This window comes from Kitasatospora sp. NA04385, from assembly GCF_013364235.1.
Lineage (GTDB): Bacteria > Actinomycetota > Actinomycetes > Streptomycetales > Streptomycetaceae > Kitasatospora.
Map to the genome: position 1 here is coordinate 443,396 of NZ_CP054919.1, position 23,365 is coordinate 466,760.

General features: G+C 76.6%; 27 protein-coding genes and 1 pseudogene. 16 read left to right on the forward strand and 12 right to left on the reverse strand.

Features of this window, described 5'->3' with window-relative positions; all coding sequences use genetic code 11:
- Positions 1–136: 136 nt before the first annotated feature.
- From HUT16_RS01905 to HUT16_RS01925, 5 genes are all read left to right on the forward strand, one after another.
- Positions 137–496 (forward strand): helix-turn-helix domain-containing protein, encoded by a 360-nt coding sequence (locus tag HUT16_RS01905; RefSeq protein WP_176184809.1) that lies wholly within the window; start codon positions 137–139, stop codon positions 494–496.
- A complete protein-coding gene (locus HUT16_RS01910) occupies positions 474–920 on the forward strand; it encodes an STAS domain-containing protein (RefSeq protein WP_176184811.1) in 447 nt (148 codons plus the stop codon). The genes HUT16_RS01905 and HUT16_RS01910 overlap by 23 nt, the downstream gene beginning before the upstream one ends.
- A gap of 119 nt (positions 921–1,039) precedes the next feature.
- Positions 1,040–1,549, forward strand: a complete 510-nt coding sequence (locus HUT16_RS01915; RefSeq protein ID WP_176184813.1) for a DUF6328 family protein — start codon at positions 1,040–1,042, stop codon at positions 1,547–1,549.
- 152 nt (positions 1,550–1,701) lie between these two features.
- Positions 1,702–1,971, forward strand: coding sequence for a DUF4235 domain-containing protein (locus HUT16_RS01920; protein WP_176184815.1), 270 nt, complete (start codon positions 1,702–1,704; stop codon positions 1,969–1,971).
- A gap of 144 nt (positions 1,972–2,115) precedes the next feature.
- The gene (locus tag HUT16_RS01925) at positions 2,116–2,295 is read left to right on the forward strand and encodes a hypothetical protein (RefSeq protein ID WP_176184817.1); all 180 of its coding nucleotides are present in this window, start codon (positions 2,116–2,118) and stop codon (positions 2,293–2,295) included.
- A 93-nt stretch (positions 2,296–2,388) separates the two neighbouring features.
- Here the strand turns inward: HUT16_RS01925 and HUT16_RS01930 are convergent, their stop codons facing one another.
- Positions 2,389–2,697, reverse strand: coding sequence for a helix-turn-helix domain-containing protein (locus HUT16_RS01930; protein WP_176184819.1), 309 nt, complete (start codon positions 2,695–2,697; stop codon positions 2,389–2,391).
- A gap of 174 nt (positions 2,698–2,871) precedes the next feature.
- Between HUT16_RS01930 and HUT16_RS01935 the strand changes: the two genes are divergently transcribed.
- Positions 2,872–3,306: an STAS domain-containing protein gene (locus HUT16_RS01935; RefSeq protein WP_176184821.1), complete on the forward strand. Its 435-nt coding sequence runs from the start codon at positions 2,872–2,874 to the stop codon at positions 3,304–3,306.
- Here the strand turns inward: HUT16_RS01935 and HUT16_RS01940 are convergent.
- The 7 genes from HUT16_RS01940 to HUT16_RS01970 form a co-directional block, all read right to left on the reverse strand.
- The gene (locus tag HUT16_RS01940) at positions 3,287–3,601 is read right to left on the reverse strand and encodes a WhiB family transcriptional regulator (RefSeq protein ID WP_176184823.1); all 315 of its coding nucleotides are present in this window, start codon (positions 3,599–3,601) and stop codon (positions 3,287–3,289) included. The two genes, HUT16_RS01935 and HUT16_RS01940, sit on opposite strands and share 20 nt — an antisense overlap.
- Positions 3,602–3,684: 83 nt before the next feature.
- A complete protein-coding gene (locus tag HUT16_RS01945) occupies positions 3,685–4,773 on the reverse strand; it encodes a TIGR03557 family F420-dependent LLM class oxidoreductase (RefSeq protein ID WP_176184825.1) in 1,089 nt (362 codons plus the stop codon).
- Positions 4,773–5,849, reverse strand: coding sequence for a YihY/virulence factor BrkB family protein (locus HUT16_RS01950; protein ID WP_176184827.1), 1,077 nt, complete (start codon positions 5,847–5,849; stop codon positions 4,773–4,775). The genes HUT16_RS01945 and HUT16_RS01950 overlap by 1 nt, the downstream gene beginning before the upstream one ends.
- Complete coding sequence (locus HUT16_RS01955; RefSeq protein ID WP_176184829.1) at positions 5,846–7,090, reverse strand: cytochrome P450; 1,245 nt, start codon at positions 7,088–7,090, stop codon at positions 5,846–5,848. The genes HUT16_RS01950 and HUT16_RS01955 overlap by 4 nt, the downstream gene beginning before the upstream one ends.
- Before the next feature lie 121 nt (positions 7,091–7,211).
- Positions 7,212–7,532 (reverse strand): STAS domain-containing protein, encoded by a 321-nt coding sequence (locus HUT16_RS01960; protein WP_176184831.1) that lies wholly within the window; start codon positions 7,530–7,532, stop codon positions 7,212–7,214.
- Complete coding sequence (locus HUT16_RS01965; RefSeq protein WP_176184833.1) at positions 7,529–8,659, reverse strand: B12-binding domain-containing protein; 1,131 nt, start codon at positions 8,657–8,659, stop codon at positions 7,529–7,531. The genes HUT16_RS01960 and HUT16_RS01965 overlap by 4 nt, the downstream gene beginning before the upstream one ends.
- Positions 8,656–10,305 carry a PP2C family protein-serine/threonine phosphatase gene (locus HUT16_RS01970; RefSeq protein WP_176184835.1) on the reverse strand — a complete coding sequence of 550 codons (1,650 nt, stop codon included), beginning with the start codon at positions 10,303–10,305 and terminating at the stop codon, positions 8,656–8,658. Before HUT16_RS01970 ends, HUT16_RS01965 begins: the two co-directional genes overlap by 4 nt.
- 254 nt (positions 10,306–10,559) lie before the next feature.
- Here HUT16_RS01970 and HUT16_RS01975 point away from each other — a divergent pair, with 254 nt between their 5' ends.
- Positions 10,560–10,964: an STAS domain-containing protein gene (locus tag HUT16_RS01975; protein WP_176184837.1), complete on the forward strand. Its 405-nt coding sequence runs from the start codon at positions 10,560–10,562 to the stop codon at positions 10,962–10,964.
- A gap of 68 nt (positions 10,965–11,032) precedes the next feature.
- The gene (locus HUT16_RS01980; RefSeq protein ID WP_176184839.1) at positions 11,033–11,473 is read left to right on the forward strand and encodes an ATP-binding protein; all 441 of its coding nucleotides are present in this window, start codon (positions 11,033–11,035) and stop codon (positions 11,471–11,473) included.
- Positions 11,474–11,511: 38 nt separating this feature from the next.
- On the opposite strand, the gene HUT16_RS01985 is transcribed toward HUT16_RS01980, so the two are convergent.
- Positions 11,512–11,916 carry an SsgA family sporulation/cell division regulator gene (locus HUT16_RS01985; protein WP_176184841.1) on the reverse strand — a complete coding sequence of 135 codons (405 nt, stop codon included), beginning with the start codon at positions 11,914–11,916 and terminating at the stop codon, positions 11,512–11,514.
- A 241-nt stretch (positions 11,917–12,157) separates the two neighbouring features.
- Here HUT16_RS01985 and HUT16_RS01990 point away from each other — a divergent pair, with 241 nt between their 5' ends.
- The 8 genes from HUT16_RS01990 (at position 12,158) to HUT16_RS02025 (ending at position 19,622) form a co-directional block, all read left to right on the forward strand.
- Positions 12,158–12,637, forward strand: a complete 480-nt coding sequence (locus tag HUT16_RS01990) for a Dps family protein (RefSeq protein WP_176184843.1) — start codon at positions 12,158–12,160, stop codon at positions 12,635–12,637.
- Between the two features lie 181 nt (positions 12,638–12,818).
- Positions 12,819–13,658, forward strand: a complete 840-nt coding sequence (locus HUT16_RS01995; protein ID WP_176184845.1) for an STAS domain-containing protein — start codon at positions 12,819–12,821, stop codon at positions 13,656–13,658.
- Entirely contained in the window at positions 13,655–14,032 is a 378-nt protein-coding gene (locus HUT16_RS02000; RefSeq protein WP_123558766.1) for an STAS domain-containing protein, read from the forward strand. The genes HUT16_RS01995 and HUT16_RS02000 overlap by 4 nt, the downstream gene beginning before the upstream one ends.
- Positions 14,029–14,445 (forward strand): anti-sigma regulatory factor, encoded by a 417-nt coding sequence (locus HUT16_RS02005; protein ID WP_176184847.1) that lies wholly within the window; start codon positions 14,029–14,031, stop codon positions 14,443–14,445. The genes HUT16_RS02000 and HUT16_RS02005 overlap by 4 nt, the downstream gene beginning before the upstream one ends.
- Positions 14,433–15,623, forward strand: coding sequence for an ATP-binding SpoIIE family protein phosphatase (locus HUT16_RS02010; RefSeq protein WP_176184849.1), 1,191 nt, complete (start codon positions 14,433–14,435; stop codon positions 15,621–15,623). Before HUT16_RS02005 ends, HUT16_RS02010 begins: the two co-directional genes overlap by 13 nt.
- A complete protein-coding gene (locus tag HUT16_RS02015; RefSeq protein ID WP_254897592.1) occupies positions 15,620–17,551 on the forward strand; it encodes an ATP-binding protein in 1,932 nt (643 codons plus the stop codon). The genes HUT16_RS02010 and HUT16_RS02015 overlap by 4 nt, the downstream gene beginning before the upstream one ends.
- A complete protein-coding gene (locus HUT16_RS02020; protein WP_176184851.1) occupies positions 17,548–19,179 on the forward strand; it encodes a fused response regulator/phosphatase in 1,632 nt (543 codons plus the stop codon). Before HUT16_RS02015 ends, HUT16_RS02020 begins: the two co-directional genes overlap by 4 nt.
- An 83-nt stretch (positions 19,180–19,262) precedes the next feature.
- Positions 19,263–19,622, forward strand: coding sequence for an anti-sigma factor antagonist (locus HUT16_RS02025; RefSeq protein ID WP_176184853.1), 360 nt, complete (start codon positions 19,263–19,265; stop codon positions 19,620–19,622).
- A 24-nt stretch (positions 19,623–19,646) separates the two neighbouring features.
- Here the strand turns inward: HUT16_RS02025 and HUT16_RS02030 are convergent, their stop codons facing one another.
- The 3 genes and pseudogenes from HUT16_RS02030 to HUT16_RS02040 form a co-directional block, all read right to left on the reverse strand.
- Positions 19,647–20,417: a phosphatase PAP2 family protein gene (locus HUT16_RS02030; protein ID WP_254898220.1), complete on the reverse strand. Its 771-nt coding sequence runs from the start codon at positions 20,415–20,417 to the stop codon at positions 19,647–19,649.
- A gap of 227 nt (positions 20,418–20,644) precedes the next feature.
- A pseudogene (locus HUT16_RS02035) lies at positions 20,645–21,577 on the reverse strand (YihY/virulence factor BrkB family protein); the annotation flags it as partial.
- Positions 21,577–23,271: a diacylglycerol kinase family protein gene (locus tag HUT16_RS02040; RefSeq protein ID WP_176184857.1), complete on the reverse strand. Its 1,695-nt coding sequence runs from the start codon at positions 23,269–23,271 to the stop codon at positions 21,577–21,579. The gene HUT16_RS02040 and the pseudogene HUT16_RS02035, both read right to left, overlap by 1 nt.
- Between the last annotated feature and the right edge of the window lie 94 nt (positions 23,272–23,365).

Genomic DNA, 23,365 nt, shown 5'->3' on the forward strand with positions numbered 1-23,365 from the left:
GCCGTCCACCACACCTCGGGGAAGGGCCCGCGGCCGCGGCTGCCGGGAGCGCGGGGCGCTGCCGGGCCCCGGCCCGGGGACGGCGGACCGGCGACACCGGACTGGCGAAACCGGAATCCGGGTTCATGCTTGTGGTGTGGTGGACGCACCCGGACCGCGCACGGGCTGGACGTTCCTGACCCAGCACGCGCGGGTCCTGCTGATGGTCCCGCGCGACCCGGAGGTCCGGGTGCGCGACGTCGCCGGGGCGTGCGGGGTGACCGAGCGGGCGGTGCAGGGCATCCTGACCGATCTGGAGGACACCGGCTACCTGACCCGCACCCGGAACGGCCGCCGCACCCACTACCGGGTGGCCCGGCACGCCTTCTTCCGCCACCCGGCGGAGTCCCGCCACGAGATCGCCGGACTGCTGGCCCTGTTCGCCGACCTCGACCCCGCGACCGGTACCGACGACCCCCTTCCCGGTGGTGACCATGAACACCGCGCACACCCCTGAGCCGATCGACGTGCCGGGCCGCCCCCGCGCCCGCGGCCGCGAACCCGGCCTCCGGATCACCACGACCGACCTGCCCGGGCACGCGGTGGTGCTCCGCCCCGTCGGAGACCTCGACCACGACCGGGTGCCCGCGCTGGAACGCGCCCTGGCCCGCGCGCTCGCCCGCCGCCCGCGCCGCCTGGTGGTCGACCTGTCCGCCGTGCGGTACTGCGACACCGCCACCCTCCACCTGCTGTTCAAGGCCCACCGCGCCGCCCGCCGCAGCCACGCCGCCCTGCTGCTCGCCCGGCCCTCCGCCCCGGCCCGCAGGCTGCTGGAGATCACCGAGATGGACACCGTCCTCCCCACCCGCCCCAGCCTCCGCGACGCCCTGACCGACGCCCTGACCGACGCCCCCGGGACGGATGCCCGGAGCAGCGGCTGAGGCAGCGCCCCACCCGCCAGCCGGATTCCCGGCATGGCTGCGGCCGTGCCGGGAATCCGGCCCCACGAGCGACACCACGAGCGACCCCACGAGCGACCCCACGAGCGAAAGGGCTCCCCTTGGACGACTCCCGGAACACCGGCGGCGGCCCCGGCCGGGACGAGAGCCCGCAGGAGCGGGCCGACCGGCAGTGGGACGAGACGCTGCAGGAGGTGCGGGTCGCCCAGACCGGGGCGCAGATCCTCTTCGGCTTCCTGCTGAGCGTGGCCTTCACCCCGCGGTTCGGCACCCTCGACGGCTTCGACAAGGGCCTGTACACGGTGACCGTCGTGCTGGGCGCCTGCGCGACCGCCTCGCTGATCGCGCCCGTCTCCTTCCACCGGCTGCTGGCCGGGCACGACCTGAAGCCGGTGCTGATCCGCACCGGCTCCCGCCTGATCGCGCTGGGCCTGGCCCTGCTGGCCCTCACCATCGGCTGCGCCCTGTTGCTGCTGCTGCGCACCGCGACCGGGAACCCGGTGCTCGCCGCGACGGTCGCCGGCTGCACCCTCGCCTACTTCGCCACCACCTGGCTGGTGCTGCCGTTCCTGCTGCTGCGCCACGAGGAGCGCCGCCAGACCGAGCGCTGAGCGGGCGCCGAGCAGGCGCCGAGCGGGCGCCGAACGGGTGCTGAGCAGGCGCCGAGCAGGGCCGACCGTTTGCGGCGGGGGCGCCCGGGCACCCGCGGGGACGCCCGGGCAGCCGCGGGCGGGCCGCGGACGGCGCGGGGAGAGGAGTCCCGATGAAGGCGGCAGCGGTGGTGTACAAGCCGTTCGGCATGGCGGTGGGGGCGCTGGGCGGGGTGGTGGCCGGGGCGGTGTTCAAGCGGGTGTGGCAGCGGGTTGCGCACGAGGACGATCCGCCGGACGCGACCGACGAGGACCGCGGCTGGCGGCAGGTGCTGATCGCCGCGGCGCTCCAGGGCGCGGTGTTCGCCCTGGTGAAGGCGGCCCTGGACCGGTCGGGGGCGACCGCCTGGCGGCGGGTGACCGGGGTGTGGCCGACCGGGTGATCCCCGGTCGGGCCGGGGCCCCGGCCGAAGATCACCCGGTCGGCCCGGTGTGGGTCGCGGGGTCGCGGGTAGCCGCTCGGTGTCCCCGCCGGGCCCGGCCCGGCGGGGGCCGGACCGACCGGTGCAGACAGGAGAGGAGCAGCCATGACCACGCAGGACGGCAAGGACCGGGCCGCCGAGGAGGCGCCCGGGGAGAGCGTGCGCGAGCGTTCGGCCGAGGAGCGCGAGATCACCGCGCCGACCCCGGCCGACGTGCGGGCCAAGGCGGAGGGCAAGGCGGACGAGGAGCCGGAGCCGCCCGCGGCGGACAGCAAGGCGCCCTGACTCCCGGAGCCGGCTCCCGGAGCACCGATGGCCCCGCCCCCCGACGCTCGGGGGGCGGGGCCATCGCCGTGCGGCCGACCGGGCCGGGGGCGTTCAGGGGGTGTCGGGCGGCGGGGTGAGCAGGGCCGAGAGCAGTTCGGCGATGGTGGGCCCGGCGTCGGCGGGGTGGCGCAGTTGGCCGTCGATGACGTGGTAGTGGTTGGTGCGGCCGAGGCGCTCGTGGGAGAGGTACCCGGCTTCCTCCAGGTCGGAGATGATGCGCTGCACCGCGCGCTCGGTGAGCAGGCAGCGGGCGGCTATGTCCCGGACCCGGATGCCGGGGTCGCGGTAGATCTGGATCAGCACCCTGGCGTGGTTGGTCAGGAAGGTCCACTGGCGGCTGGGTTCGACGGCTCTCTCCACCGGCCCAGCATAGGTAGTGCGATTCACGATTCCGAATGCATGACATACTTTTCGTGCATTCATTGACGTATGTCATGCCCGCGGGGAGAGTGGACGGAGTGCCGCTCCCCCGAACCGGCGCCTGGAGGCGATGTAGTGACGGCCCTGCCCCGGCGGTACCGACGGTCCGTCGTGGTGCGCACCCCGGACCTGCGGATCGAGACCCGCCGCACCGGCGGGACCGTCCGGTGCGCCCTGGTCGGCGCCCTCCACCAGGACAACGAGCGGGTGTTCGCGCGGGCGCTGCGGGACGGGCTGCGCACCCGCCCGGCCCGGCTGTCGGTCGACCTGCGGGCGGTGGACCTGTTCACCTCGTCCGCCCTGGACACCCTGCTGCGGGCCGGGGACGAGGCCCGCGCCCTCGGGGTGGCGCTGGCCCTGGACTCGCCGTCGCGCTGCGTGCGCCGGGTGCTGGAGCTGACCCGGACGACCCCCTACCTGGTGGTCGAGGACGGCGGGGCGGCCCGGGTCCGGCGGCGCTCCCGGACGAGGCCGCCGGGAACGCCGCGGGCCGACCGGGGTCCGGTCGGCCCGCGGGACTGCGGCGCGTTCAGGCGGCGGCGGGGGTGACCTGCGGGACGGCGGCGGGCTCGCGGCGCACCAGCAGGGCGCGCCGCTCGTCCTCGGTCAGGCCGCCCCAGACGCCGTAGGGCTCCTGGGTGGCGAGGGCGTGCCGCCGGCACTCCAGCCGGACCGGGCAGCCGGCGCACACCCGCTTGGCGGCCTGCTCCCGTTGCCTGGCTTCGGCCCGGCCCTCGCTCGCGGGTCGGAAGAAGACCTCGCTGCCGACGGTGCGGCAGGAGCCTTCGAGCTGCCAGTCCCAGTGGTGCGTCTGAGCGCCGGGGAGGCGGGAGACCTTGGTCACGACGGTGCCTTCCGAACGGAGGTGATCGAACAACCGCCGTCTAACCGCTCCCCCGCCGGTCATGCACGCCGGTGGCGATTCGATCAGCGGCCGGGGTCGGTGCGGGCGAACTCCGGGCCGTCCGCGGCGTCCTTGGCCCGCTCGTCGGGCGCGGGGGCGCCCTCGGCGGTCATCCGGGCCTCGGGGGTCTCCAGCGGCCGTCCCGCGGGGGCGCCGTCGGCGGCCCGCAGGGCGGGCAGCACCTGCGTCCGGTAGGCCTCGAAGAAGGCGTCCTGGTCGGGGCCGATCTGTCCGACGTACACCTCGTCGAAGCCGGCCCGCGGGTAGGCGCGGACCGCCTCGACGTGGGCGTCGACGTCGTCGCCGCAGGTGATCGCGTCGGCGACCATCTCCCGGGTGACGAGCGTGCTGGCCTGCTCGAAGTGCGCGGGGGTGGGGAGCACCTGGGCGAGCTCGCCGGGGAGCAGTTCGGTGGGCCAGCGGCGGTGCGCCTCGTCGATCGCCTTGTCCCGGTCGGCGCCCCAGCAGACCTTCAGCCCGCCGACGACCTTGCCGGTGCCGCCCGCGTCCCGGAAGACGGCGACCAGGTCGGCGTCGGGCGTCATGGTGACGAAGCCGTCGCCGATCCGGGCGGCCGTCGCGGCGGCCTTGGGGCCGAACCCGGAGACCAGGATCGGCAGCCGGCCGCGCGGCGCGGTGTAGAGGCGGGCGTTGTCGACGGTGTAGTAGGGGCCGCGGTGGTTGACCCGGCTGCCGGTGAACAGTTCGCGCATCACCTCCACGGCCTCCTCCAGCATCTCGGCGCGCTCCTCGAAGGAGGGCCACCGGTCGCCGAGGACGTGCTCGTTGAGCGCCTCGCCGGTGCCCACGCCGAGGGTGAAGCGGCCGTCCAGCAGGACGCTGGAGGTGGCCGCCGCCTGGGCGGTGACCGCCGGGTGCAGGCGGACGGTGGGGCAGGTCACCAGGGTGGTGACGGGCAGGTCGACGGCCTGCGAGAGCGCGCCGATCACCGACCAGACGAAGGCGCTGTTGCCCTGCGCCTCGTTCCACGGGTGGAAGTGGTCGGAGATCGCGAGCCGGGTGAACCCGGCGTCGCGGGCCTGCTCGGCCTGGCGGATCAGCTCCTGCGGGGTGAACTCCTCGCAGGACAGGAAGAACCCGTACTCGGTCATCACGTCTCCTCGGGTCGGTCCGTAAGGGTTTCCGGGGCCCGCATCCCCTCGGGCCACTTGCGGGTGTCGCGCGGCGGCACGTACGGCTCCTCGTCGGGCGGCAGCCCGCCCTCGACGGCCCGCTCGCGGGCGAGTTCGGCGTCGAACTCCAGGCCGAGCAGGATGGCGAGGTTGGACAGCCACAGCCAGACCAGGAAGACGATCACCCCGGCGAGGGTGCCGTAGGTGCGGTTGTAGGAGGCGAAGTTGGCGACGTAGGCGGCGAAGCCGCCGGAGAGGACCAGCCAGAGCAGGACGGCCAGCAGGCTGCCCGGGGAGATCCAGCGCCAGCCGCGGCCGCGCACGTTGGGGGCCGCCCAGTACAGCAGCGCGACCATGAGGGTGACCAGCAGCACCAGGACCGGCCACTTGGCGATCGACCAGACCGTGACGGCGGTGGCGCCCAGCCCGAGGACGTCCCCGGCGCGCTGGGCCACCGGGCCGGTGAAGACCACGATCACCGCGCTGGCCAGCAGCAGCACCATCATCAGCAGGGTCAGGCCGACCCGCAGCGGGGTGACCTTCCACACCGGGCGGCCCTCGGGGATGTCGTAGACCGCGTTGGACGCCCGGATGAACGCGGCGACGTAGCCGGAGGCCGACCAGAGCGCGCCCAGCAGGCCGACCGCGGCCAGCACCCCGCTGGTGCCGCGCCCGTCCTGCAACTGCTCGACCGAGCTGCGCAGGACGTCCCGGGCCGGGCCGGGGGCGAGCTGCTGGAGGTTGTCGAGCACCGTGTCGGTGGCGGAACGGCCGAGCAGCCCGAGGATCGAGACCAGCACCAGCAGCGCCGGGAAGACCGCCAGCACCCCGTAGTAGGTCAGCGCGGCGGCCCGGTCGGGCAGTTCGTCATCCAGGAACTCCTTCCCGGTGCGCCGGAGCACCGCGACCCAGCCGCGGGCCGGGAGGTCGGTCGGCCCGTCCGGCCCGGTGCTCCCGCGCTCCCCGGGTTCGCGCTGCGGCCTCCGCGCGTTCGTCCCGTGCGCGTTCGTCCCGTGCGCGTTCGTCCCGTCCACGTTCGTCTCGTGCGCGCTCATCCGGCCCGGACCGCCTCGATCACGAAGCCGCTGCGCGGCCGGGCGATCATCCGGTCGAGCGGGATGCTCAGGTCCTGGGCGGGCAGCACGTACTCCAGCCGGGCCAGCCGCACCGACAGGTCGGTCAGCAGCCCGACCACCACGGCCTCGCCCGGGCAGCGGTGGCCGCTGCCCGGGTCGCCGCCGCCCTGCGGGACCAACTGCCGGACGTCCTCCGGGCGTTCGAGGAAGCGTTCGGGGCGGAAGGCGTACGGGTCGGGCCACAGCGCCGGGTCGTGGTTCTGCCCGTACAGGTCGAGCAGCACCGTGGTGCCCTCGGCGATCGGCTCCCCCCGGTGGGTCAGGTCGGCGGCGGCCCGGCCGCCGACGAACGGGGCGAACGGGTAGAACCGGCGGACCTCCTGGGCGAACGCCTCCGCGTGGGCCGGGTCGCCGGTGGCGAGCGCCGCGCGGGTGTCCGGCCGGCGGTGCGCGGCGTGCGCGGCGAAGGCGACGTACCAGCAGACCGCGACGGTGGGGCGGATCAGGTTGAGCACCTCGACGGCCGCGACCCGGGGCTCCAGCGGTTCGCCGTCCGCGTCCCGGTGCAGCGCCACCCGCTCGACCGGGCAGCCGGCCGGGAGCGGCGCGGTGCCGTCCCGGACGCCCTCGACGATCCCGGCGATCCAGGCCTCCCGGCGGCGGCGGGCCAGCCGGCCGCGCCAGTGCCGCGGGCCCGGGGTGGCGAAGCCGTCGACCATCGCGACCAGGTCGGCCGCCAGCGGGCCGGCGCCGTCCTCGGGCAGCGGCAGGCCGGCCCACCGGCAGGCGCCCTCGGTGAGGACCCGGGCCGCCTCGTCCAGCAGGACCACCCGCCCCCGCCCGGCCCAGTCGTCCACCGCGGCCTCCCAGGCCGCGCCGACCTCGTCGACCAGGGCGCGGACCCGGGCCGGGTCGGCCAGCAGCGAGAGGAACATCGCCTTGCGCAGCCGGTGCGCCGGGCCGTCCAGCGCGTGCACGGCGCCGTGCCCGAAGAGCGTGCTCTTCACCGGCTCCGGCAGCGCGCCCGCCCGCCGGACGTGCCGTTCGTCGTAGAAGAACCGGACGGCGTCCGGGCCGTGCAGGGCGACCGCGGGCCGGCCGGCCAGCCTGGTCCGCACGACCGGGCCGGGATGGCGTCGGCGCAGGTCGGGGAGCCACGCGTAGCCGCGGGCCAGCAGCGGGAGGGTGTTGTCCCACCGGGGGTGGTGTCGTCGGTGCATGGCCGTCGGCTGCCCCGGCCGGGGAATCGGAAACGGCGGGAACCGCCCGGAACCGGGGCTTCCCCCGGGTGGCGCACCCGCCCGGGCGCGGGCCGCTCCGGGCGGGCCGGTCGCGGGGGTCTCAGTTCGGCCGCTCGGCGAGCAGGTAGTCGGCGGTGCCGGTGAGGTGCAGCAGGCGGTCCAGGTGGGCGGGGCGGTGGTCGAAGCGCAGGGTGCGCCCGGCGGCGTCGACGTCGCGGCGGATCTGGAGCAGTGCGGACAGGCCCATGGAGTCGCACAGCGTCATGCCCGCGCAGTCCACCCGGACCACGTCGACCGGCGGGCGGGCGGCCAGGTGGACGGTGACCTCCCGGACCAGCCCCTCGCAGCTCTCGTGGTCGAGTTCGCCCTCCACCGGGACGGTGACCGTGCGGGGCCCGGGCCCGGACGGGGTGGTGCTCACGCGGCGGCCCCCGTCCCCAGGGCGGCGGTCAGGACGGCGACGCTGCGCGGCAGGTCGCGCAGTTCCTCGCGCAGCACGGCCAGCGCGGCGGCGAGCAGCACGTCCGGGACGGAGCGGGCGAGCAGGATCTCCCTGGTCCACCCCGCGAACGCGGTGAACAGCTCCGGGTCGCCGGTGTAGAGGGCGACCGCCAGGTGCTCGACGACGTGGGCCAGGTCGTCGAGGGTGTGCTCGCGCTGGAGCGGGGTGTAGGAGCGGACGGCGGGGTGCTCGCGCTCCATGGCGGCCATCACGGCGCCGACCAGCTCGCGGGAGCTCCGGGTGACCAGGGTGTACTCCTGGTCGGCCAGGTGCGGGAGGTCGTCGACGGGCTGGTGCGGGGAGGCGGGCAGCGGCAGCCCCCGGGCCAGCCGCTCGGCCGCGGACCGGGCGTCCGGGGCCCAGGCGTCGGCCCCGAGCAGCCGGGCGTGGCGGCCGTCGGGGCCGAACGCGGCGCCGCCGGCGATCACCGGCACGCCGGCGGCCTGGGCGGCGGTGACCGCGGTGTGCGCGGCGGGCAGCCGGGTGGACAGCGAGGCGGACAGGGCCAGCGCGTCGGGGGCGGTGCGGTGCAGGTGCGCGATCAGGTGGGGGGTGGGGCACTGGGCGCCGAGGTAGTCGACCCGCCAGCCGCGCAGCACCAGCACCTCGGCCAGCAGCCGGGCCGGGAAGGCGTGCCACTCGCCGGCCACGCAGGCCACCGTGACCCGCCCGCGCTCCGGCGGCGCCGCGGCGGCGGCGAACGCGGGATGGCCGGTCACCAGGGCCACCACCCGCTCGTTGACGGCGGTGGCGGCGTGCTCCTGGATCACCGTGATCCGGTCGGCCGCCCACTCCCGGCCGACCCGGGCCTGGAGCGCCCCGATCACGTCCAGCAGCAGCGCCTCCGGGTGCAGCCCCGCCTCCAGGGCCCCCACCGCGAGGTCGGCGGCCCGGGCCTGGTCGCCGCCGAGGACGGCCTCCCAGAGCCGCTCGGTGAGGACCGGCACGGACGGAACGGGGGCGGGGGCGGTCCGGGCGGGTTCCCGCGCGGGTTCCCGGGCGGGGCGGCCCGGTCGGAGGGTGGTGGTCGGTGTCTCGGCGTTCATGCGGCGCTTCCCCGTCGTCCTGCGGTCACGGCCAGGTGGCCGCGCGGGGGCGCGGCGATGACCATGACCGCCATGTCGTCGTGCCGGCCGTCCCGCAGCCACTGCGCGGTGAGCATCTGGACCCGTTCCACGATCGCCTCGGCGGGCATGCCCGCGCACTGCGCGAGGGCCTGGCGCAGGCGGTGGTCGCCGAACTGCTCGCGGCCGGTGGGCCCGCCCTTGGCCTCGGTGATGCCGTCGCTGTAGAGGACGCAGGCCTCGCCGGGGTCGAGCAGGACGGTGTCGGTGTGGGTACTGGCCTCGGGCAGGACGCCCACGATGCTGCCGAGGGTGGTGGATTCGGTGACCCGGCCGTCCGCCCGGACCACCATCGGCGCGGGGTGGCCGGCCGCCGACAGCCGGACCCGCACCCGGTCGCCCTCGCGGCGCACGGAGGCCAGCACCAGGCTGGCGAAGCGGGTGTGACGGGAGGTCAGCAGGGCCCGGTTGAGCAGGTTGAGGACGCGCCCGTGGTCGTCGGCGAGCGGCAGCAGCGCGTGCAGCGTGTTGCGGACCTTTCCGGTCATCACGGCGGCCTCCAGGCCCTTGCCGCTGACGTCGCCGAGCAGGGCGAGGGTCTCGCCGTCCGGGTCGGCGGCGGGGTGGACGTCGTAGAAGTCGCCGCCGATCCGGTCCCGGTCGACGGAGGCCCGGTAACCGCCCGCGAAGTCCACCCCGTTGAGGTGTTCGAGCCGGGGCGGGAGGAGTTCGCGCATCAGCAGGTCGGTGACGGCGGCCTGTTCGGAGTACATGACGGCGGCGGACACCGCGGCACCGGCCCGGGCGGCGAACATCCGGGCGAAGACCTCCTCCTCGGTGGCGAACGGCCCGCGGCCCGGCGCGCGCAGCAGCACCAGCGCCCCGGCGGGGACGCCGTGCCCGGGCAGCGGGGTGACCAGCACCGAGCCGACCCGGCCGAAGCCCGCGGGCACCAGCCAGCGCGGGGTGGCGTCCGGGTCGATCCAGCGGGAGGGCACCGGCGGGAAGCCCTGGAGCGCCTCGGCCAGGCCGGGCACCTCCGCCGGATCGGCCCGGGCCTGGACGTGCGCCGGGTCGCCGCCGCGCAGGCAGGTCACCAGGTGCAGGGTCCGTCCGGCGCCGGGGGCGACCAGCACGGCGGCGTCCGCCAGGTGCAGCGCCGACTGGCGGGCCGCCGTCTCCAGGATGCGGTCGACGTTCAGCGAGGACAGCAGCAGGCCGGACAGCCGGGTCAGCAGTTCCCAGTCGCAGGGGCCGGCGCCGGCCGTGCGCGGCAGCAGGCCGGCGCAGCCCTCCGGGACGACGAACCACCACGCGGTGCTGCCGTCGGGCCGGGGCGAGGGGTGCGCCTCGACCGGGCCGGCGACCGGGTCGGTGTGCCGGACCACGCCCGCCGGGGCGCCGTCGGACGGGGCGCCGTCGGACGGGCCGGACGGCAGGTCCAGGTGGGCCCGCAGCAGCCAGTGCGGCACCCGGACGGGGCCGCCCTCCGGGCCGGCCAGCAGGCGGCGGGCGCTGTGGCTGGAGTGCAGCAGCCCGCCGTCGGGGCCGAGCACCGCCACCGGGTAGGGGGAGGCGGCGAGGAACTCCCCGCCGGCGGTCGTGGTCGGGGAAGTCGAAGATGCCATCGTCCGGGCCCTGACTGGCCCTCACCTCGCAATCGGGTTTCCGCCGTCCGGCCCGGGCCCGGAGGCCCGCCGCGGTCGGCGGGTTTGGCACGAGCTGCCGGGACCGTGCGAACACGTCCGGCGGGCCGCACCCGAACCGCCATGCTACCGCCGCCCGGTGGGGCCCAGGGCCGGTCGGCGTTCCGGGGCGGGCGGGGAGCGCGGGTCGGGGCCGGTCGGGGACCGGGGGGCGGCGGCCGACTACCATGCCGGGTATGACCGATCACCCACACGGCGCGGCCGGAACCGGCCCGGTGGACGTCGAGACGGTTCGGGCGCGGGGCGAGTTGGACTGGGAGGACGCCCAGGACTTCGTGCAGCGGTTGACCGCGGTGCTCGACCGTCCGCCGCGGCTGCTGGTGGTGGACCTGGCCGACGTCACCTTCGCCGACTCCTCGGTGCTGCACGGCCTGCTCACCGCCCACCGCCGGATGGCGGAGGCCGGCGGGCGGCTCGTGCTGGCCGGGCCGCTGCGGGAGCCGGTGCGCCGACTGCTCGACCTGGCGTCCGCCACCGGGTACCTGCACGTCGCGGCGGACGCGGAGGCCGCGGCGCGCTGCGCACCCGTACCGGCGCCCGCACCGGTCGCGACCCGCCCGCCGCGGGCCCGCGGGGTGTGAGCCGCCCGCCGTCCGAACGCCGGGCGTCCGAAGCACCGTTCCCGTCCCGTCCGATTCGAGGTCATCCGATGTCCCGCGCCGAGACCGACCCGACCCGGCGGCACCCTCCCACCGGCCACCGGCCCCGCTCCGGCGTCGCCGGGTGCGCGGTGCGCACCGCGGCCGATGCCCGGGCCGTCGTCACCGAGGCGCTCGCCCGGCACTCCGCGGCCGGGGGCCGGCTGCTCGGCGACGCCTGTCTGGCCGTCACCGAGCTGGTCACCAACGCGATCCGGCACGCCGGCGGGGTGACCGGGTTCGCCGCCCGGGCGAGCGAGGGCGGCAGCGTGCTGACCATCGAGATCGAGGACGCCTGCGACGCGCACCCGCGCGGGGACCGGGCCAACCTCCAGGACCCCACCCTGCTGGGCGGCCGGGGCTGGCCACTGGTGCAGTTGGTCGCCACCGAGTGGGAGATCCACCCGCTGCCCGGGGGCGGCAAGCGCATCCGGGTCGTCCTGACCGCCTGACCGCCGACCGCCTGAGCAGCAGCTGTTCAGGCCGCCGTTCAGGCCAGCAGCCGGGCGAGGCCGAGGTCGAGGTCGAGGTGGGCGGACTCGGTGCCGGGGGGCACCTGGGCGAAGGTGTCGGCGAGGAACGCGTCGACCGTCGCGGCGGGGGCGCTGATCACCGCGCGGTCGGTGCGGCTGCCGAGGGTGACCAGGACCCGGCCGTCCACGCCGGGGGCGACCAGCACGTCCCCCTCGCCGGACCGGGCGTGCCGGCCCTCGGCGAGCAGTTCCCGGCCGAACCACCAGACGAGCTCCTCGTCGCCGGGGCGGCGCGGCGGGAAGGCCAGCCCGACGCCGTAGGGCAGGGTCGGGTCGAAGCGCAGCTCTCCCGCGAGCAGGACGTGGGGGTAGGGGCTCTCCGGGAGGGTGACGGAGATCGGCCTGGACACGGCGGCGGGCATGCGGGTCCCCATTTCCTGTTCGTGAGCTGGTGCGCCGGTGGCGTGCCTGCGGGAGCGGCCCGGTGCGGGCGGGCCTGCGCACGGGTGGCGGCGTCGACGCGGCTACCCGGGGCGGCAAGGTCCAAGCGGTCGATGCGAAAACGTTATCCGGGGCCGCGAACGGGTTTCCGTCCGGCCGGGGCGGGCAGCCGAGGGGCGGTCGGCACTCGCCGGCCACCCCCCGACGCGGAGAGGACAGACGATGGACATCGCCACCGGCAGCCCGCTGGCCGAGCACGACCGCGACACGGCCGGGGAGGCGCTGCAGGGCGCCCTGGTCGATCTCGTGGACCTTTCACTGATCGGCAAGCAGGCCCACTGGAACCTGTACGGCCCCCGGTTCCGCTCGGTCCACCTGCAACTCGACGAGGTGGTGGCCACCGCCCGCGACTTCGCCGACCAGGTGGCGGAGCGGGCGGCGGCCATCGGGGTCAGCCCGGACGGGCGGGCCGCCACCGTCGCGGCCGGCGGCCTGCCCGGGGTGCCCGCGGGCTGGCAGGCCGACACGGCGGTCGTGGAGCAGTTGGTGGGCGCGCTCACCGCGGTGGTCTCCCGGATGCGCGAGCGGATCGCGAAGACCGGCGAGCCCGACCCCGTCACCCAGGACCTGCTGATCACGGTGACCGCGGCGCTGGAGAAGCACGCCTGGATGTTCCGGGCCGAGCACGCGGAGCGGCCCTGACCTGCAGCGTTCCCCCCGCCGAAGAACCGCCGAAAAATTCTCGGCCGCTCCCGCATACCCTGGGGCGATCGGGGCAGAAGGCGCGCGGTGACCCGACCGACCGGTCCGGGTCGCCGCGCGCCGTCATGCGACGGCCGGGTCCCCCCGACCACGGGGGCCTAATGAGCGAGGAGAACGCCTGATGGCGGTGGAGCGTGCGTCGGAACGGCTCGTGGAGCTGCTCACCCGGGACGATGCGGTGCAGGAGCAGTGGGTGGCGGCCGTGGCGGCGACCCTCGGCGGCCGGATCAGCCGGGCCGAGCTGGAGCGCGAGCTGTCGGAGCTGTACCAGGCCCTGCTGCAGGCGTTGGGCAAGGACGGCCTGAACTGGCAGGGCGAGGCGTACTCGGAGGTCCGCGCCCTGCTGGTGGAGCTCTCCCGGGCCAGGGCCCGGCACGGCTTCACGCCGACCGAGACGGCCGTCAGCGTCTTCGCCGGCAAGGACGTGCTGGAGCCCACCACGGACAGCAGCGCCGAGGACATCACGGCCTACCTGCAGCTGACCCGGCTGCTGGACTCGCTGGGCCTGTTCACCATCGAGGCGTACGCCCGCACCCGCGAGGAGATCATCAGCGCCCAGGCCGAGCAGCTGCTCGAACTGTCCACGCCGGTGGTCAAGTTGTGGGACGGCGTGGTCGCGGTGCCGCTGGTCGGCACGCTGGACTCGGCGCGCACCCAGGTGGTGATGGAGAAGCTGCTGCAGAGCCTGGTGGACTCGGAGTCCGAGCACGCCATCATCGACATCACCGGTGTGCCCGCCGTGGACACCGAGGTCGCCCAGCACCTGCTGAAGACGGTGGTCGCCGCCCGGCTGATGGGCGCGGAGTGCACCATCTCCGGCATCCGCCCGCAGATCGCGCAGACCCTGGTCGCGCTGGGCGTGCAGTTCGGCGACATCGTCACCAAGGCGACCCTGGCCGACGCGCTGCGGCACGTGCTGCAGCAGAGCGGCGGCACCGTCCCCGCCGGTGGCACCCGATGAGCGACCGCGTCCCCGTCCTGAAGATCGGCCAGGTCCTGCTGGTGTCCATCCAGGTCGACCTGGAGGACCAGATCGTCCTCGACCTCCAGGACGACCTGGCCGAGCGGATCGTCGCCACCGGCGCGAACGGCGTGGTCATCGACATCACCGCGCTGGAGATCGTCGACTCCTTCGTCGGCCGGATGCTCGCCAACACCGCCGCGATCTCGCGCATGCTGGACGCCGAGACCGTGGTCGTCGGCATGCGCCCGGCGGTGGCGATCACCCTGGTCGAACTGGGCCTCTCGCTGGGCGGGGTGCGCACCGCGCTCACCCTGGAGAAGGGCCTGGCCCTGCTGGAACGCGACCGTACCGCGCGTACGGCCCGCCCATGACCGGCCCCCGGGTAGCAGACGAGCAGAGCGTGCCGATCAGCTCCAACGACGACGTGGTGCGGGCCCGCCAGACCGTCCGCACGTACGCCCAGCAGTGCGGGCTGTCGCTGGTCGACCAGACCAAGCTGGTGACCGCGGCCAGCGAGCTGGCCCGCAACACGCTGGTGTACGGCGGCGGCGGCCTGATGCGCTGCGCCACCGTGCACAACGGCACCCGCAAGGGCGTGCACGCCGTCTTCGAGGACAACGGGCCCGGCATCCCCGACCTGGACCTCGCGCTGACCGACGGCTGGACCTCCGGCAACGGCATGGGCCTGGGCCTGAGCGGGGCCCGGCGGCTGGTGGACGAGTTCGAGCTGCACAGCGAGCCCGGGGCCGGGACGAAGGTCTCGGTGACCAAGTGGGCCCGGTGACCCCCGCCCTGACCGAGTGCGAGGACACCGTGTGGTTCCGGCACTCGGACTCGCTGCCCGCCGCCGCGCGCGGCGCGGCCCGGCAGCTCGCCCACCGGATCGGCCTGCTGCCCGAGCGGGCCGCCGAGGTGGCGCTCGCCGTCAGCGAGGCCGCCACCAACCTGCGCCGGCACGCCGTCGACGGGGCGATGGTGCTGCGCGTGGTGCGCACCGACACCGAGGCGGCGCTGGAGTTCCTCACCGTCGACAGCGGCCCGGGGATGGCCGACGTCCCCGCCGCGCTGGCCGACGGCTACTCCTCCGGCCCGACCCTGGGCATCGGCCTGGGCGCGATCTCCCGCCTGGCCGACGCCTTCGACCTGCACTCGCTGCCCGGCCGGGGCACCGTGCTGACCGCCCGGTTCTGGAACCGCACCCCGGCCGGCCGGGCGGCGGCCGCCGCGGGCGAACCGCCCGCGGCCGGGCTGACCCGGCCGATGAGCGGACAGGAGCTGTGCGGCGACGCCTGGGCGGTGCGCCCGGCCGGCCGCCCGGCGCCGGGGCCCGCCCCGGTGCTGCCCGCGTCCGCGGCGGCGGCCCGGCTGGACTGGTCGGTGCTGACCAACCGGGCGCCGCGCACCCACACCGTCTCCGGGGCGGTCGGCGGCGGGACGGGCGGCGGCGGGGCGGCCGGCGCCTTCCTGCTGATGTTCTGCGACGGCCTGGGCCACGGCCCGCTGGCCGCCCGGGCCGCCTCCGACGCGACCGCCGCCTTCCACCGCAGCCCCGCGCAGGAGCCCTCCGAGGTGCTGGCCGACCTGCACCGGGCGCTGCGCTCCGGCCGGGGCGGGGCGGTCGCCGTCGCCCTGGTCGAGCCCGTCGCCGCCCGGCTGACGTTCTGCGGGGTCGGCAACGTCAGCGCCTTCGTGGTGGACACCGCGAGCGGGACCAGGCGCTCGCTGCCCTCCTCCCCCGGCATCGTGGGCCACCAGTTGCCCGCGCCGCACACCGTCCGGCAGGAGCTGCCGCCCGGCAGCGTGGTCGTCCTGCACTCGGACGGACTGACCGACCGCTGGCGGGCCGCCGACACCCCCGGCCTGTTCTCCCACCTGCCCGTCACCGCCGCCGCCCTGCTGCTGCGCGAGGCGGGGGTGCGCCGGGACGACGCCGGCGTGGTGATCGCGAAGGGCACCTGGTGAACGCACCGACCGACCGCACGCCCGGACGCCCGGACGCCGACCCGGCCGCGGGCACGGGCGCCGAGCCGACCGACCGCACGGACACCGAGCCGACCGCGCAGCCGGAGTACCCCGAGTACCCGGACGCCGGGCAGCCGGGCCGGCCGCCGGTCGTGCACCTGGGCACCACCTCGGTGGTCACCGCCCAGGACACCTTCGCGCTGCGCCGCAGCGCCCGCGCCGTCGCCGACCTGCTCGGCGCGGACGGCCAGGACGCCGTCCGGCTGGCCACCGCGCTGAGCGAGCTGGGCCGCGGCCTGCTCGGCTCGGAGCGGCTGACCGCCGCGTTCGACCTGCTGCCGGGGCCGCCGGCCTCGCTGCGGGTGACCCTGGTGTGGCGGGGCGGCCACCGGCTGCCCGCCGAGGCGCTGGAGGCGTCCGCCCGGCTGCTGTCCACCCACCACGAGCACGGCGGCGGGGACGGCCTGGTGCAGGTCGAGCAGCGGCTCGGCCACGGCTCCAACCCCGACCCGGCGCCGGAGCTGGTCGGGCAGGCCCGCCACCTGCTCGACGCGCACACCGACCCCAGCGCCCTGGAGGACTCCCGGGCGCAGACCCGCGACCTGATCGCCGCGCTGGAGCACACCCGCGCCCAGCGCGAGGAGCTGCGCCGCCTGAACCGCGAGCTGGAGGAGACCAACCGGGGCGTCCTGGCGCTCTACTCGGAGCTGTCGGAGGAGCTGGAGGAGACCAACCGGGGCGTGGTGGCGCTGTACGCCGAGCTCGACGAGAAGTCGCAGCAACTGCGCGAGGCCAGCAAGGCCAAGAGCAGGTTCTGGGCGAACGTCAGCCACGAGCTGCGCACCCCCGTCAACGCGGTGGTGGGCCTGGCCGAGCTGCTGCGCGCCGACACCGACGTCCCGCCGGAGGAGCGCTCCCGCCAGCTGTCCCTGATCGCGGACTCCGGCCGCACCCTGCTGGCCCTGGTGGACGAGCTGCTCGACGTCGCGAAGGCGGAGTCCGGCACCCTCGACCCGCTGTGGGCGCCGCTGGACCTGCGCGCCGTCCTCACCCACCTGGACGGCACCCTGCGCGGCCTGGCCCGCCCCGGCGTCGCGCTGCGCATCGGCCCCGCGCCCGAGGTGCCCGGGGAACTGCTCGGCGACGAGACGATGCTGGTGCGCATCCTGCGCAACCTGCTGTCCAACGCGCTGAAGTTCACCGAGCACGGGTCGGTGGAACTGACCGCCGCGATCGAGGAGGACCGGGCCGGGGACGCGCCGGACGGCGGGCCGCTGCTGGTGCTGACCGTCACCGACACCGGCGTGGGGATACCGGCCGACCAGCACGAACGGGTCTTCGAGGAGTTCTACCAGGTCAAGGGGGCGCACCAGCGGGGCCGCCGCGGGACGGGCCTGGGCCTGCCGTACGCCCGCCGGCTGACCGAGATCCTCGGCGGCACCCTGCACCTGGACAGCGCCCCCGGGCGGGGCACCACGCTCACCGTCCGGCTGCCCGCCCGGCCGGCCCCGCCGGTCGGCACCCGGCGGGGCGTGCTGGTCGCGGTCGACGACGACCCGGTGTTCCGGGGCCTGCTGCGCCCGCTGCTGCACGAGATCGCCGAGCAGGTGGTGGAGGTCCACGACGGCACGGCCGCGCTGGCCGCCGTCCGCGACGTCCGGCCCGACGGGATCGTCCTCGACCTGCACCTCGGCGACGTCGACGGCTACCAGGTCACCGCCGACCTGCGGGCCGACCCGGCGCTGCGGCACATCCCGGTCGTCATCCTCACCTCGGCCTCGCTGAGCGCCGCCGACCGGGCCCGGCTGTCGCACGCCCGCGCCGTCCTGCCCAAGTCCGGCCTGAGCAGCGGCCGGATCGCCGCCGCCCTGGCCGCCCCCCGCCCCGCCGCGCCGCGCCGGGCGCCGTCCCCCGAGGAGGGGTCATGACCGGCCCCGACACCGGGCCCGCCACCGTCCTGGTGCTCGACGACAACGACGCCACCCGCTACATCGTGGGCAGCTGGCTGCGCCGCTCCGGGCATACCGTGGTCGAGGCGGTGGACGGCACCCAGGCCCTCGCGCTGCTGGAGCGCACCCCCACCGCCGAACTGCCCGAACTCGCCGTGGTGGACATCAGCCTGCCCGACATGACCGGCTTCGAGGTGTGCGAGCGGATCAAGGAGGAGCCGCGCACCGCCACGCTGCCCGTGGTGCACATCTCCGCCACCGCGATCGAGGCCAGCGACCGCACCCAGGGCCTGCACCGGGGCGCCGACGCCTACCTGACCGAGCCGATCGACCCGGCCGAGCTCCAGGCCACCGTCACCGCCGTGCTGCGCTACACCCGGGCCCGCCGGCACGCCGAGCGGCTGGCCGCCCTGGTCGCGGCCCTGCACCGCAGCACGCTCGCCCTGTACGGCGCCGCCGACACGGACGCCCTGGTCACCTCGGCCGCGCTCGGCGCGGTCCGGCTCGGCGCCGCCCGGGCCACCGCCATCGCCCTCGGGCCGGACCGCGCCGCCCTCCACCTGGCGCACCACGACCCGGACCCGCCGGAGGGCACCGGGGTGCGGCTGCTCCAGGCCCCGCCGGTGCTGCTCGACGTCATCGCCCACCACACCCTGGGCGACGCCACCGGCACCGCCACCACCCTGCTGGGCGCCGACGAGTGGCACGAGGTGCTGGCCGGCCACGGGCTGGACGGCGCGGGCCTGCCCGCCGGGCCGGTCGCCCTGGTCGCGGCCCGCACCAAGCCCGGCCGCCCGCTGCTCGCCGTGGTCGTCGACCGGGACGCGGTCGCCGCCCCCGACGAGCGCGGGCTGCTCCCCCAACTCACCCAGGCCGGCGCGCTCGCCCTGGAGGCCCAGCGCAGCCAGGCCGAGGAGCACGCCCTCGCGCTGACCCTGCAGCGCAGCTTCCTGCCCAGCCGGCTGCCCACCGTCCCCGGCGTCGACCTCGCCGTCCGGTACGAGCCGGCCTCCGCCCGCAGCGAGATCGGCGGCGACTTCTACGAGGCCATCGACACCCCCGCCGGGCTGCTGCTGGCGATCGGCGACGTGGCCGGGCACTCGCTGGAGGCCGCGATGGCGATGGGCGAACTGCGCCACGCGCTGCGCGCCTACGCCATCGAGGGCCACGACCCGCAGACCCTGCTGCACCGGCTGGACGTGCTGCTGACCCGGCTGCGCCCCGGCCTGACCGCGACGGTGTGCCTGGTGCTGATCGCCCCCGACCGGCGCAGCGTCCGGGTCGCCAACGCGGGCCACCTGCCGCCGCTGCTGCGGCTCCCGGACGGCTCCGCCCGCTACCTGACCGAGCACGGCATCCTGCTCGGCCTGAACGTGCCGCAGCCGCCGCCGGTCGACTACCCGGTACCGCCCGACGCCACCCTGCTGCTGGTCACCGACGGCCTGATCGAGGTGCCCGGCGAACACCTGCAGAGCAGCCTGGACGCGCTGCGGGACGCCTTCGCCGGCGCCCCGGCGGAGCTGGACCCGGCGGCCGACCTGCTGCTCTCCTCGTTCGCCCGGGCCCAGACCGACGACGTCGCCCTGCTGCTCGCCCGACTGGACTGAACCCGCCGCGCCCCACCCGACCCCGCCCGACCCCCGCCGCACCCCGCCCGCAGGCCCACCCACCACGCACCGTACGGAGCCCCGTGCCCGAGTACGCCCTGACCATCGAGGTCCGCACCCATCCCGTGGGGGCGACCGTCGTCGTGCTCGCGGGCGAACTCGACTACCACACCGCGCCGCGCCTGCACCGGGCCGTGGAGCGCACCGCCGAGGCGCTGCCGCTGGTGCTCGACCTCGCGCTGCTGAGCTTCTGCGACTCGCTCGGCGTGGCCGAGCTGCTGTTCGCCTTCCGCCGCACCCAGAGCGCCGGCACCGCGCTGGCCCTGGTCAGCCCCTCCACCGACGTCAGCCGGTTGCTCGCGATGACCGGCGTGGACCGGCTGCTGCCCTGCCACGCCACCGTCGACGCGGCGGTCGGCGCGCTGCGGCCGGGCGGGGGCTGACCCCGGGCGCCCCGCCGCAGCGCCTCACCCCTCGGGCCGGGCCGGGCCGTGCGGGGCGAGTTCGGGCTCCAGCCCCTCCGCGAGCGGCGGCGGGACGGGACGGCCGGTCTCCCGCCGCCAGCCCTCGAACGCCCAGGCGGTGGCGGCGACCAGGGCCAGGCCGAGCAGCCACCCGCCCAGCACGTCGCTGGCCCAGTGCACGCCGAGCGCGACCCGGGTGAACCCCACCCCCAGCACGCTCAGCACGGCCAGCCCGCGGGCCGCCCGGCGCCACGGCGGGCGCAGCACCGGGGAGAACACCAGCAGCAGCACGGTGCAGCAGGTCGCCGCCGTCATCGCGTGCCCGGACGGGAACGAGAAGCCCGGGGCGTGCGCCACCGGGTCGGGCAGCGCGGGCCGGGCCCGGGCGACGGCGGCCTTCACCGCCCAGCCGATCAGCCCGGAGGCGGTCACGGTGGCGGCGGCCCACACCGCCAGCCGCCAGGCCCGCCGCCACAGCAGCCAGGCGACGGCCGCCGCGACCAGCAGCCGCATCGTCAGCGGGTCCCACACCCCGTTGCTGAGGGTGCGCAGCACCGAGAGGGCGGCGGGGTGGTCGCGCACGGTGGTGTGCAGGCGGTGCGCCGCCCCCGCGTCGAGCCGGTGCAGCGGCGGCCAGTTGGCCTCGATCAGCACCAGCAGCAGCGCGGTGGGCACGGCGGCCACCGCGAACGCGGCGACGGCGGCGAGCAGCCGCTCGCCCAGGTGCAGGTCGGCGGTGCGCAGGCGGGCGGTGCGCGGCGAGGAGCGGCGCAGGGCGGGACGGCGGATCACGGCTCCGTCCTTCCCGGGTGCGGCACGCGGGGCGCCGGTTCGCGCCCGGGCGCCGACCCGGAGTCGTTGGCGGGCAGGTGGGCGTCGGGCAGCCCGGTGACGGGCCGCTCGGTGGCGGACGGCTCGGCGGCAGACGGCTCGGTGGCGGACGGCTGGTCGGAGTCCGAGTCGGAGTCGGAGTCGGGCCAGCCGGTCCCGGACAGGTCGGTGGCCAGCGGGTCGGGCAGCACCGGGCCGGGCCGGCCGATCCGGTCGGCCTCCAGCTGGGCGGCGAAGGACAGGCCGAGGAAGAGCGAGATCGCCGTCAGGTACGCCCACACCAGCAGCGAGAACACCACGCTGAGCGGGCCGTAGACGGCGTCGAAGGAGCCGCTCAGGCGCAGGTAGAGGGTGAGCAGCCAGGTCGCCGCCAGCCAGAGCACCAGGTGGACGCCCGCGCCGAAGGCCAGCCAGCTGTAGCCGGGCTGGTGGCGGCGGGGGGCCCGGCGGAAGATCAGGGCGGTCGAGGTGACGGTGAGCAGCACCCCGATCGGCCAGCGCAGCAGGGTCCAGGCCCCGGTGGTGACCGGGCCCAGCCCGAACACCTCGTCGGCGGCCTCGGCGACCTGCGGTCCGGCCACCAGCACCAGGAAGCCGGTGGCCAGCGGCAGGCCCGCGCCCGCCGCCATCAGCAGGCTGCGGCCGTACTTGCGGTCGAAGGGGCGGTCCCGTTCGATCCCGTAGATCCGGTTGGCGCCGCGTTCGATCTGGGACATCGCGGTGACCAGGTTGGCGAGCGCGAAGAGGGCGCCGAACCAGAGCGCGACGGTGCCGCCGGTGCGGTGCCGGCTGCCTTCGAGGACGTCGCGCACCAGATCGGCGCTGGAGGCCGGGGCCATCCGTTCGATGCTGCCCGCGACCAGCTGGCCGAGCGGGCCGCCGTGCAGCGAGGAGGCCAGGCCGACCGCGGCGATCGTGAACGGGACGAGGGCCAGCACCGCCTGGAAGGCCAGCGCCCGGGCGTGGCTGAACCCGTCGGCGTAGCGGAAGCGCACGAAGGCGTCCCGCACCAGCGGCCACCAGGCGCCCCGGCGCAGGGTGTGCACGGCCTCGTCGGCGGAGAGGTGCTCGCGGCCGGGCCTGACCCGGCTGGCGGTTCCCATCAGGCCGCCTCCCGCCCGGACGCGGCGGCCTCTGCGTGCTCGGTGTGCTCAGCAGACGCGGCGGAATCGGTGGGCTCGGCGGACGCGGCAAGCTCGGCGGGCTGCTCCTGCCAGGTGGCGGGGACGCGGACCAGCAGGGCGTCCGGGCGGGCGGTCAGGATCAGCGTCCGGCCGTCGCCGACCGGGTCGCCGTCGCACTCGCGCGGGTGGGCACGGTCGGCGGTCAGCTCGATCCGGCGGCCCCGGAAGTGCTCCAGCGGGGCGGCCGGGCCCTGGCGGCGGGTGCCGGTGAGCAGGGACAGCACCGCCGTGCTCCAGCCGCGCGGCCCCTGCGGCTGGACCAGGACGAGGTCGAGCAGCCCGTCGTCGGGCACCGCGTCGGGCAGCAGGCGCACCCCGCCCTGGAGGGTGCCGACGTTGCCGACGACCGCGGTGCGGACCTGTCGGCGCACCGGCGGGGCGTCGTCCACGGTGACGGTCAGCGGGAAGCGCCGGTCGCGCAGGTGCCGGGCGGCGCCGACCAGGTAGGCGGGCCAGCCGAGGCGGCGCTTGAGGTCGCGGCCGGTGTCGGCCATCACGGCGGCGTCCAGGCCCATCCCGGCCATCGTCGCGGCGGCCCGCACCGGCAGGCCGTCGCCCTCGGCGCGGATCAGGTCGATCCGGCGGGTGCGGCCGGTCAGGGCGGCGGTCAGGGCCGCCTCGGGGTCGGTGGGCAGGCCGAGGTTGCGGGCCAGCAGGTTGCCGGTGCCGCAGGGGACGACGGCCAGGGTAGCGCCGGTGCCGGCCAGGGTCTCGGCGCAGGCGGTGACGGTGCCGTCGCCGCCGCAGGCCGCCACCAGCAGGGCGCCGTCGGCGAGCGCCCGGGCGGCGGCGGCCCGGCCGCAGTCCTCGGCCGCGCCGGGCAGGCGCAGCGGCGGCGCGTACCCGTGGGCGACCAGGACCGCGGAGAGCCGTTCCAGCAGGGCGTCGTCCACCGACACCGGGTTGTGGACCAGGGCGGCGGGCGGGCGCGGCGGTGCGGCGGGGTCGGCCGGGGCGGGGCGTTCCCGGCGTTCCCGCACGGGCAGCGCGTGCGCCACCACCCACAGCGCGGCCGCGCCGTTGAGCAGGCCGAACAGCACGTCGGTGGGGTGGTGCATGCCGCGGTAGAGCCGGCTGGCGGCGACCAGCGCCGGCACCAGCCAGGCCAGCGCGCACAGCGGCACCCGCCACCGTCCGCGCGTCCCGTACAGCGCGAGCAGGCCCAGGCCGCCGTACAGGGCGGTGGCCGCCCCGACGTGCCCGGACGGGAAGCTGGAGGTGGGCAGCGAGCCGTCCAGCCGGACGACGTCCGGGCGGGCCCGGTCCACCAGGTGGGCGGCCGACACGAACAGCACCGCCTGCAGGGTGACCGCCCCGGCGAGCAGTGCGGCCGGCCGCCACCGGTGCCGGAGCAGCAGCAGGAGGGCGGCCACCGCCGTCACCGCGACGATCGCGGGGGTGAAGGCGATCGTGGAGAGCCAGCCGCTCGCCGTGGTCAGGGCGGGGGTGCGGTGCGCGGCCAGCCAGCCGACCAGCCCCTTCTCGCCCGGGTCCCACCAGCCCGTCGGCGGATGGGTGATCAGCAGTCCCGCCGCGACCAGCGCCGTCCCCTGCGCGAGCGCCGCCACCACCGGTGCGACGTACGGCGGCACGCGCCCCTGAGTCCTCGTCATGGCTCCCGTGTCCCCCGGAGCGGCGTTTTCATCCCTGCGTGATCGACTGCACCGCGATTGCCGCCGGTCGGCAGGCGTCGATCGCGGCGCAGCG

What these genes read in the sequence shown, in the direction of transcription:
- HUT16_RS01965 (WP_176184833.1), bottom strand. Translation starts at nt 8,659, where the DNA reads ATGAACGCCGAGACACCGACCACCACCCTCCGACCGGGCCGCCCCGCC.
- HUT16_RS02040 (WP_176184857.1), bottom strand. Translation starts at nt 23,271, where the DNA reads ATGACGAGGACTCAGGGGCGCGTGCCGCCGTACGTCGCACCGGTGGTG.
- HUT16_RS01955 (WP_176184829.1), bottom strand. Translation starts at nt 7,090, where the DNA reads ATGCACCGACGACACCACCCCCGGTGGGACAACACCCTCCCGCTGCTG.
- HUT16_RS02020 (WP_176184851.1), top strand. Translation starts at nt 17,548, where the DNA reads ATGACCGGCCCCGACACCGGGCCCGCCACCGTCCTGGTGCTCGACGAC.
- HUT16_RS01925 (WP_176184817.1), top strand. Translation starts at nt 2,116, where the DNA reads ATGACCACGCAGGACGGCAAGGACCGGGCCGCCGAGGAGGCGCCCGGG.
- HUT16_RS01910 (WP_176184811.1), top strand. Translation starts at nt 474, where the DNA reads ATGAACACCGCGCACACCCCTGAGCCGATCGACGTGCCGGGCCGCCCC.
- HUT16_RS01950 (WP_176184827.1), bottom strand. Translation starts at nt 5,849, where the DNA reads ATGAGCGCGCACGAGACGAACGTGGACGGGACGAACGCGCACGGGACG.
- HUT16_RS01980 (WP_176184839.1), top strand. Translation starts at nt 11,033, where the DNA reads ATGTCCCGCGCCGAGACCGACCCGACCCGGCGGCACCCTCCCACCGGC.
- HUT16_RS01945 (WP_176184825.1), bottom strand. Translation starts at nt 4,773, where the DNA reads ATGACCGAGTACGGGTTCTTCCTGTCCTGCGAGGAGTTCACCCCGCAG.
- HUT16_RS01920 (WP_176184815.1), top strand. Translation starts at nt 1,702, where the DNA reads ATGAAGGCGGCAGCGGTGGTGTACAAGCCGTTCGGCATGGCGGTGGGG.
- HUT16_RS01970 (WP_176184835.1), bottom strand. Translation starts at nt 10,305, where the DNA reads ATGGCATCTTCGACTTCCCCGACCACGACCGCCGGCGGGGAGTTCCTC.
- HUT16_RS02005 (WP_176184847.1), top strand. Translation starts at nt 14,029, where the DNA reads ATGACCGGCCCCCGGGTAGCAGACGAGCAGAGCGTGCCGATCAGCTCC.
- HUT16_RS01990 (WP_176184843.1), top strand. Translation starts at nt 12,158, where the DNA reads ATGGACATCGCCACCGGCAGCCCGCTGGCCGAGCACGACCGCGACACG.
- HUT16_RS01975 (WP_176184837.1), top strand. Translation starts at nt 10,560, where the DNA reads ATGACCGATCACCCACACGGCGCGGCCGGAACCGGCCCGGTGGACGTC.
- HUT16_RS01995 (WP_176184845.1), top strand. Translation starts at nt 12,819, where the DNA reads ATGGCGGTGGAGCGTGCGTCGGAACGGCTCGTGGAGCTGCTCACCCGG.
- HUT16_RS02000 (WP_123558766.1), top strand. Translation starts at nt 13,655, where the DNA reads ATGAGCGACCGCGTCCCCGTCCTGAAGATCGGCCAGGTCCTGCTGGTG.
- HUT16_RS01985 (WP_176184841.1), bottom strand. Translation starts at nt 11,916, where the DNA reads ATGCCCGCCGCCGTGTCCAGGCCGATCTCCGTCACCCTCCCGGAGAGC.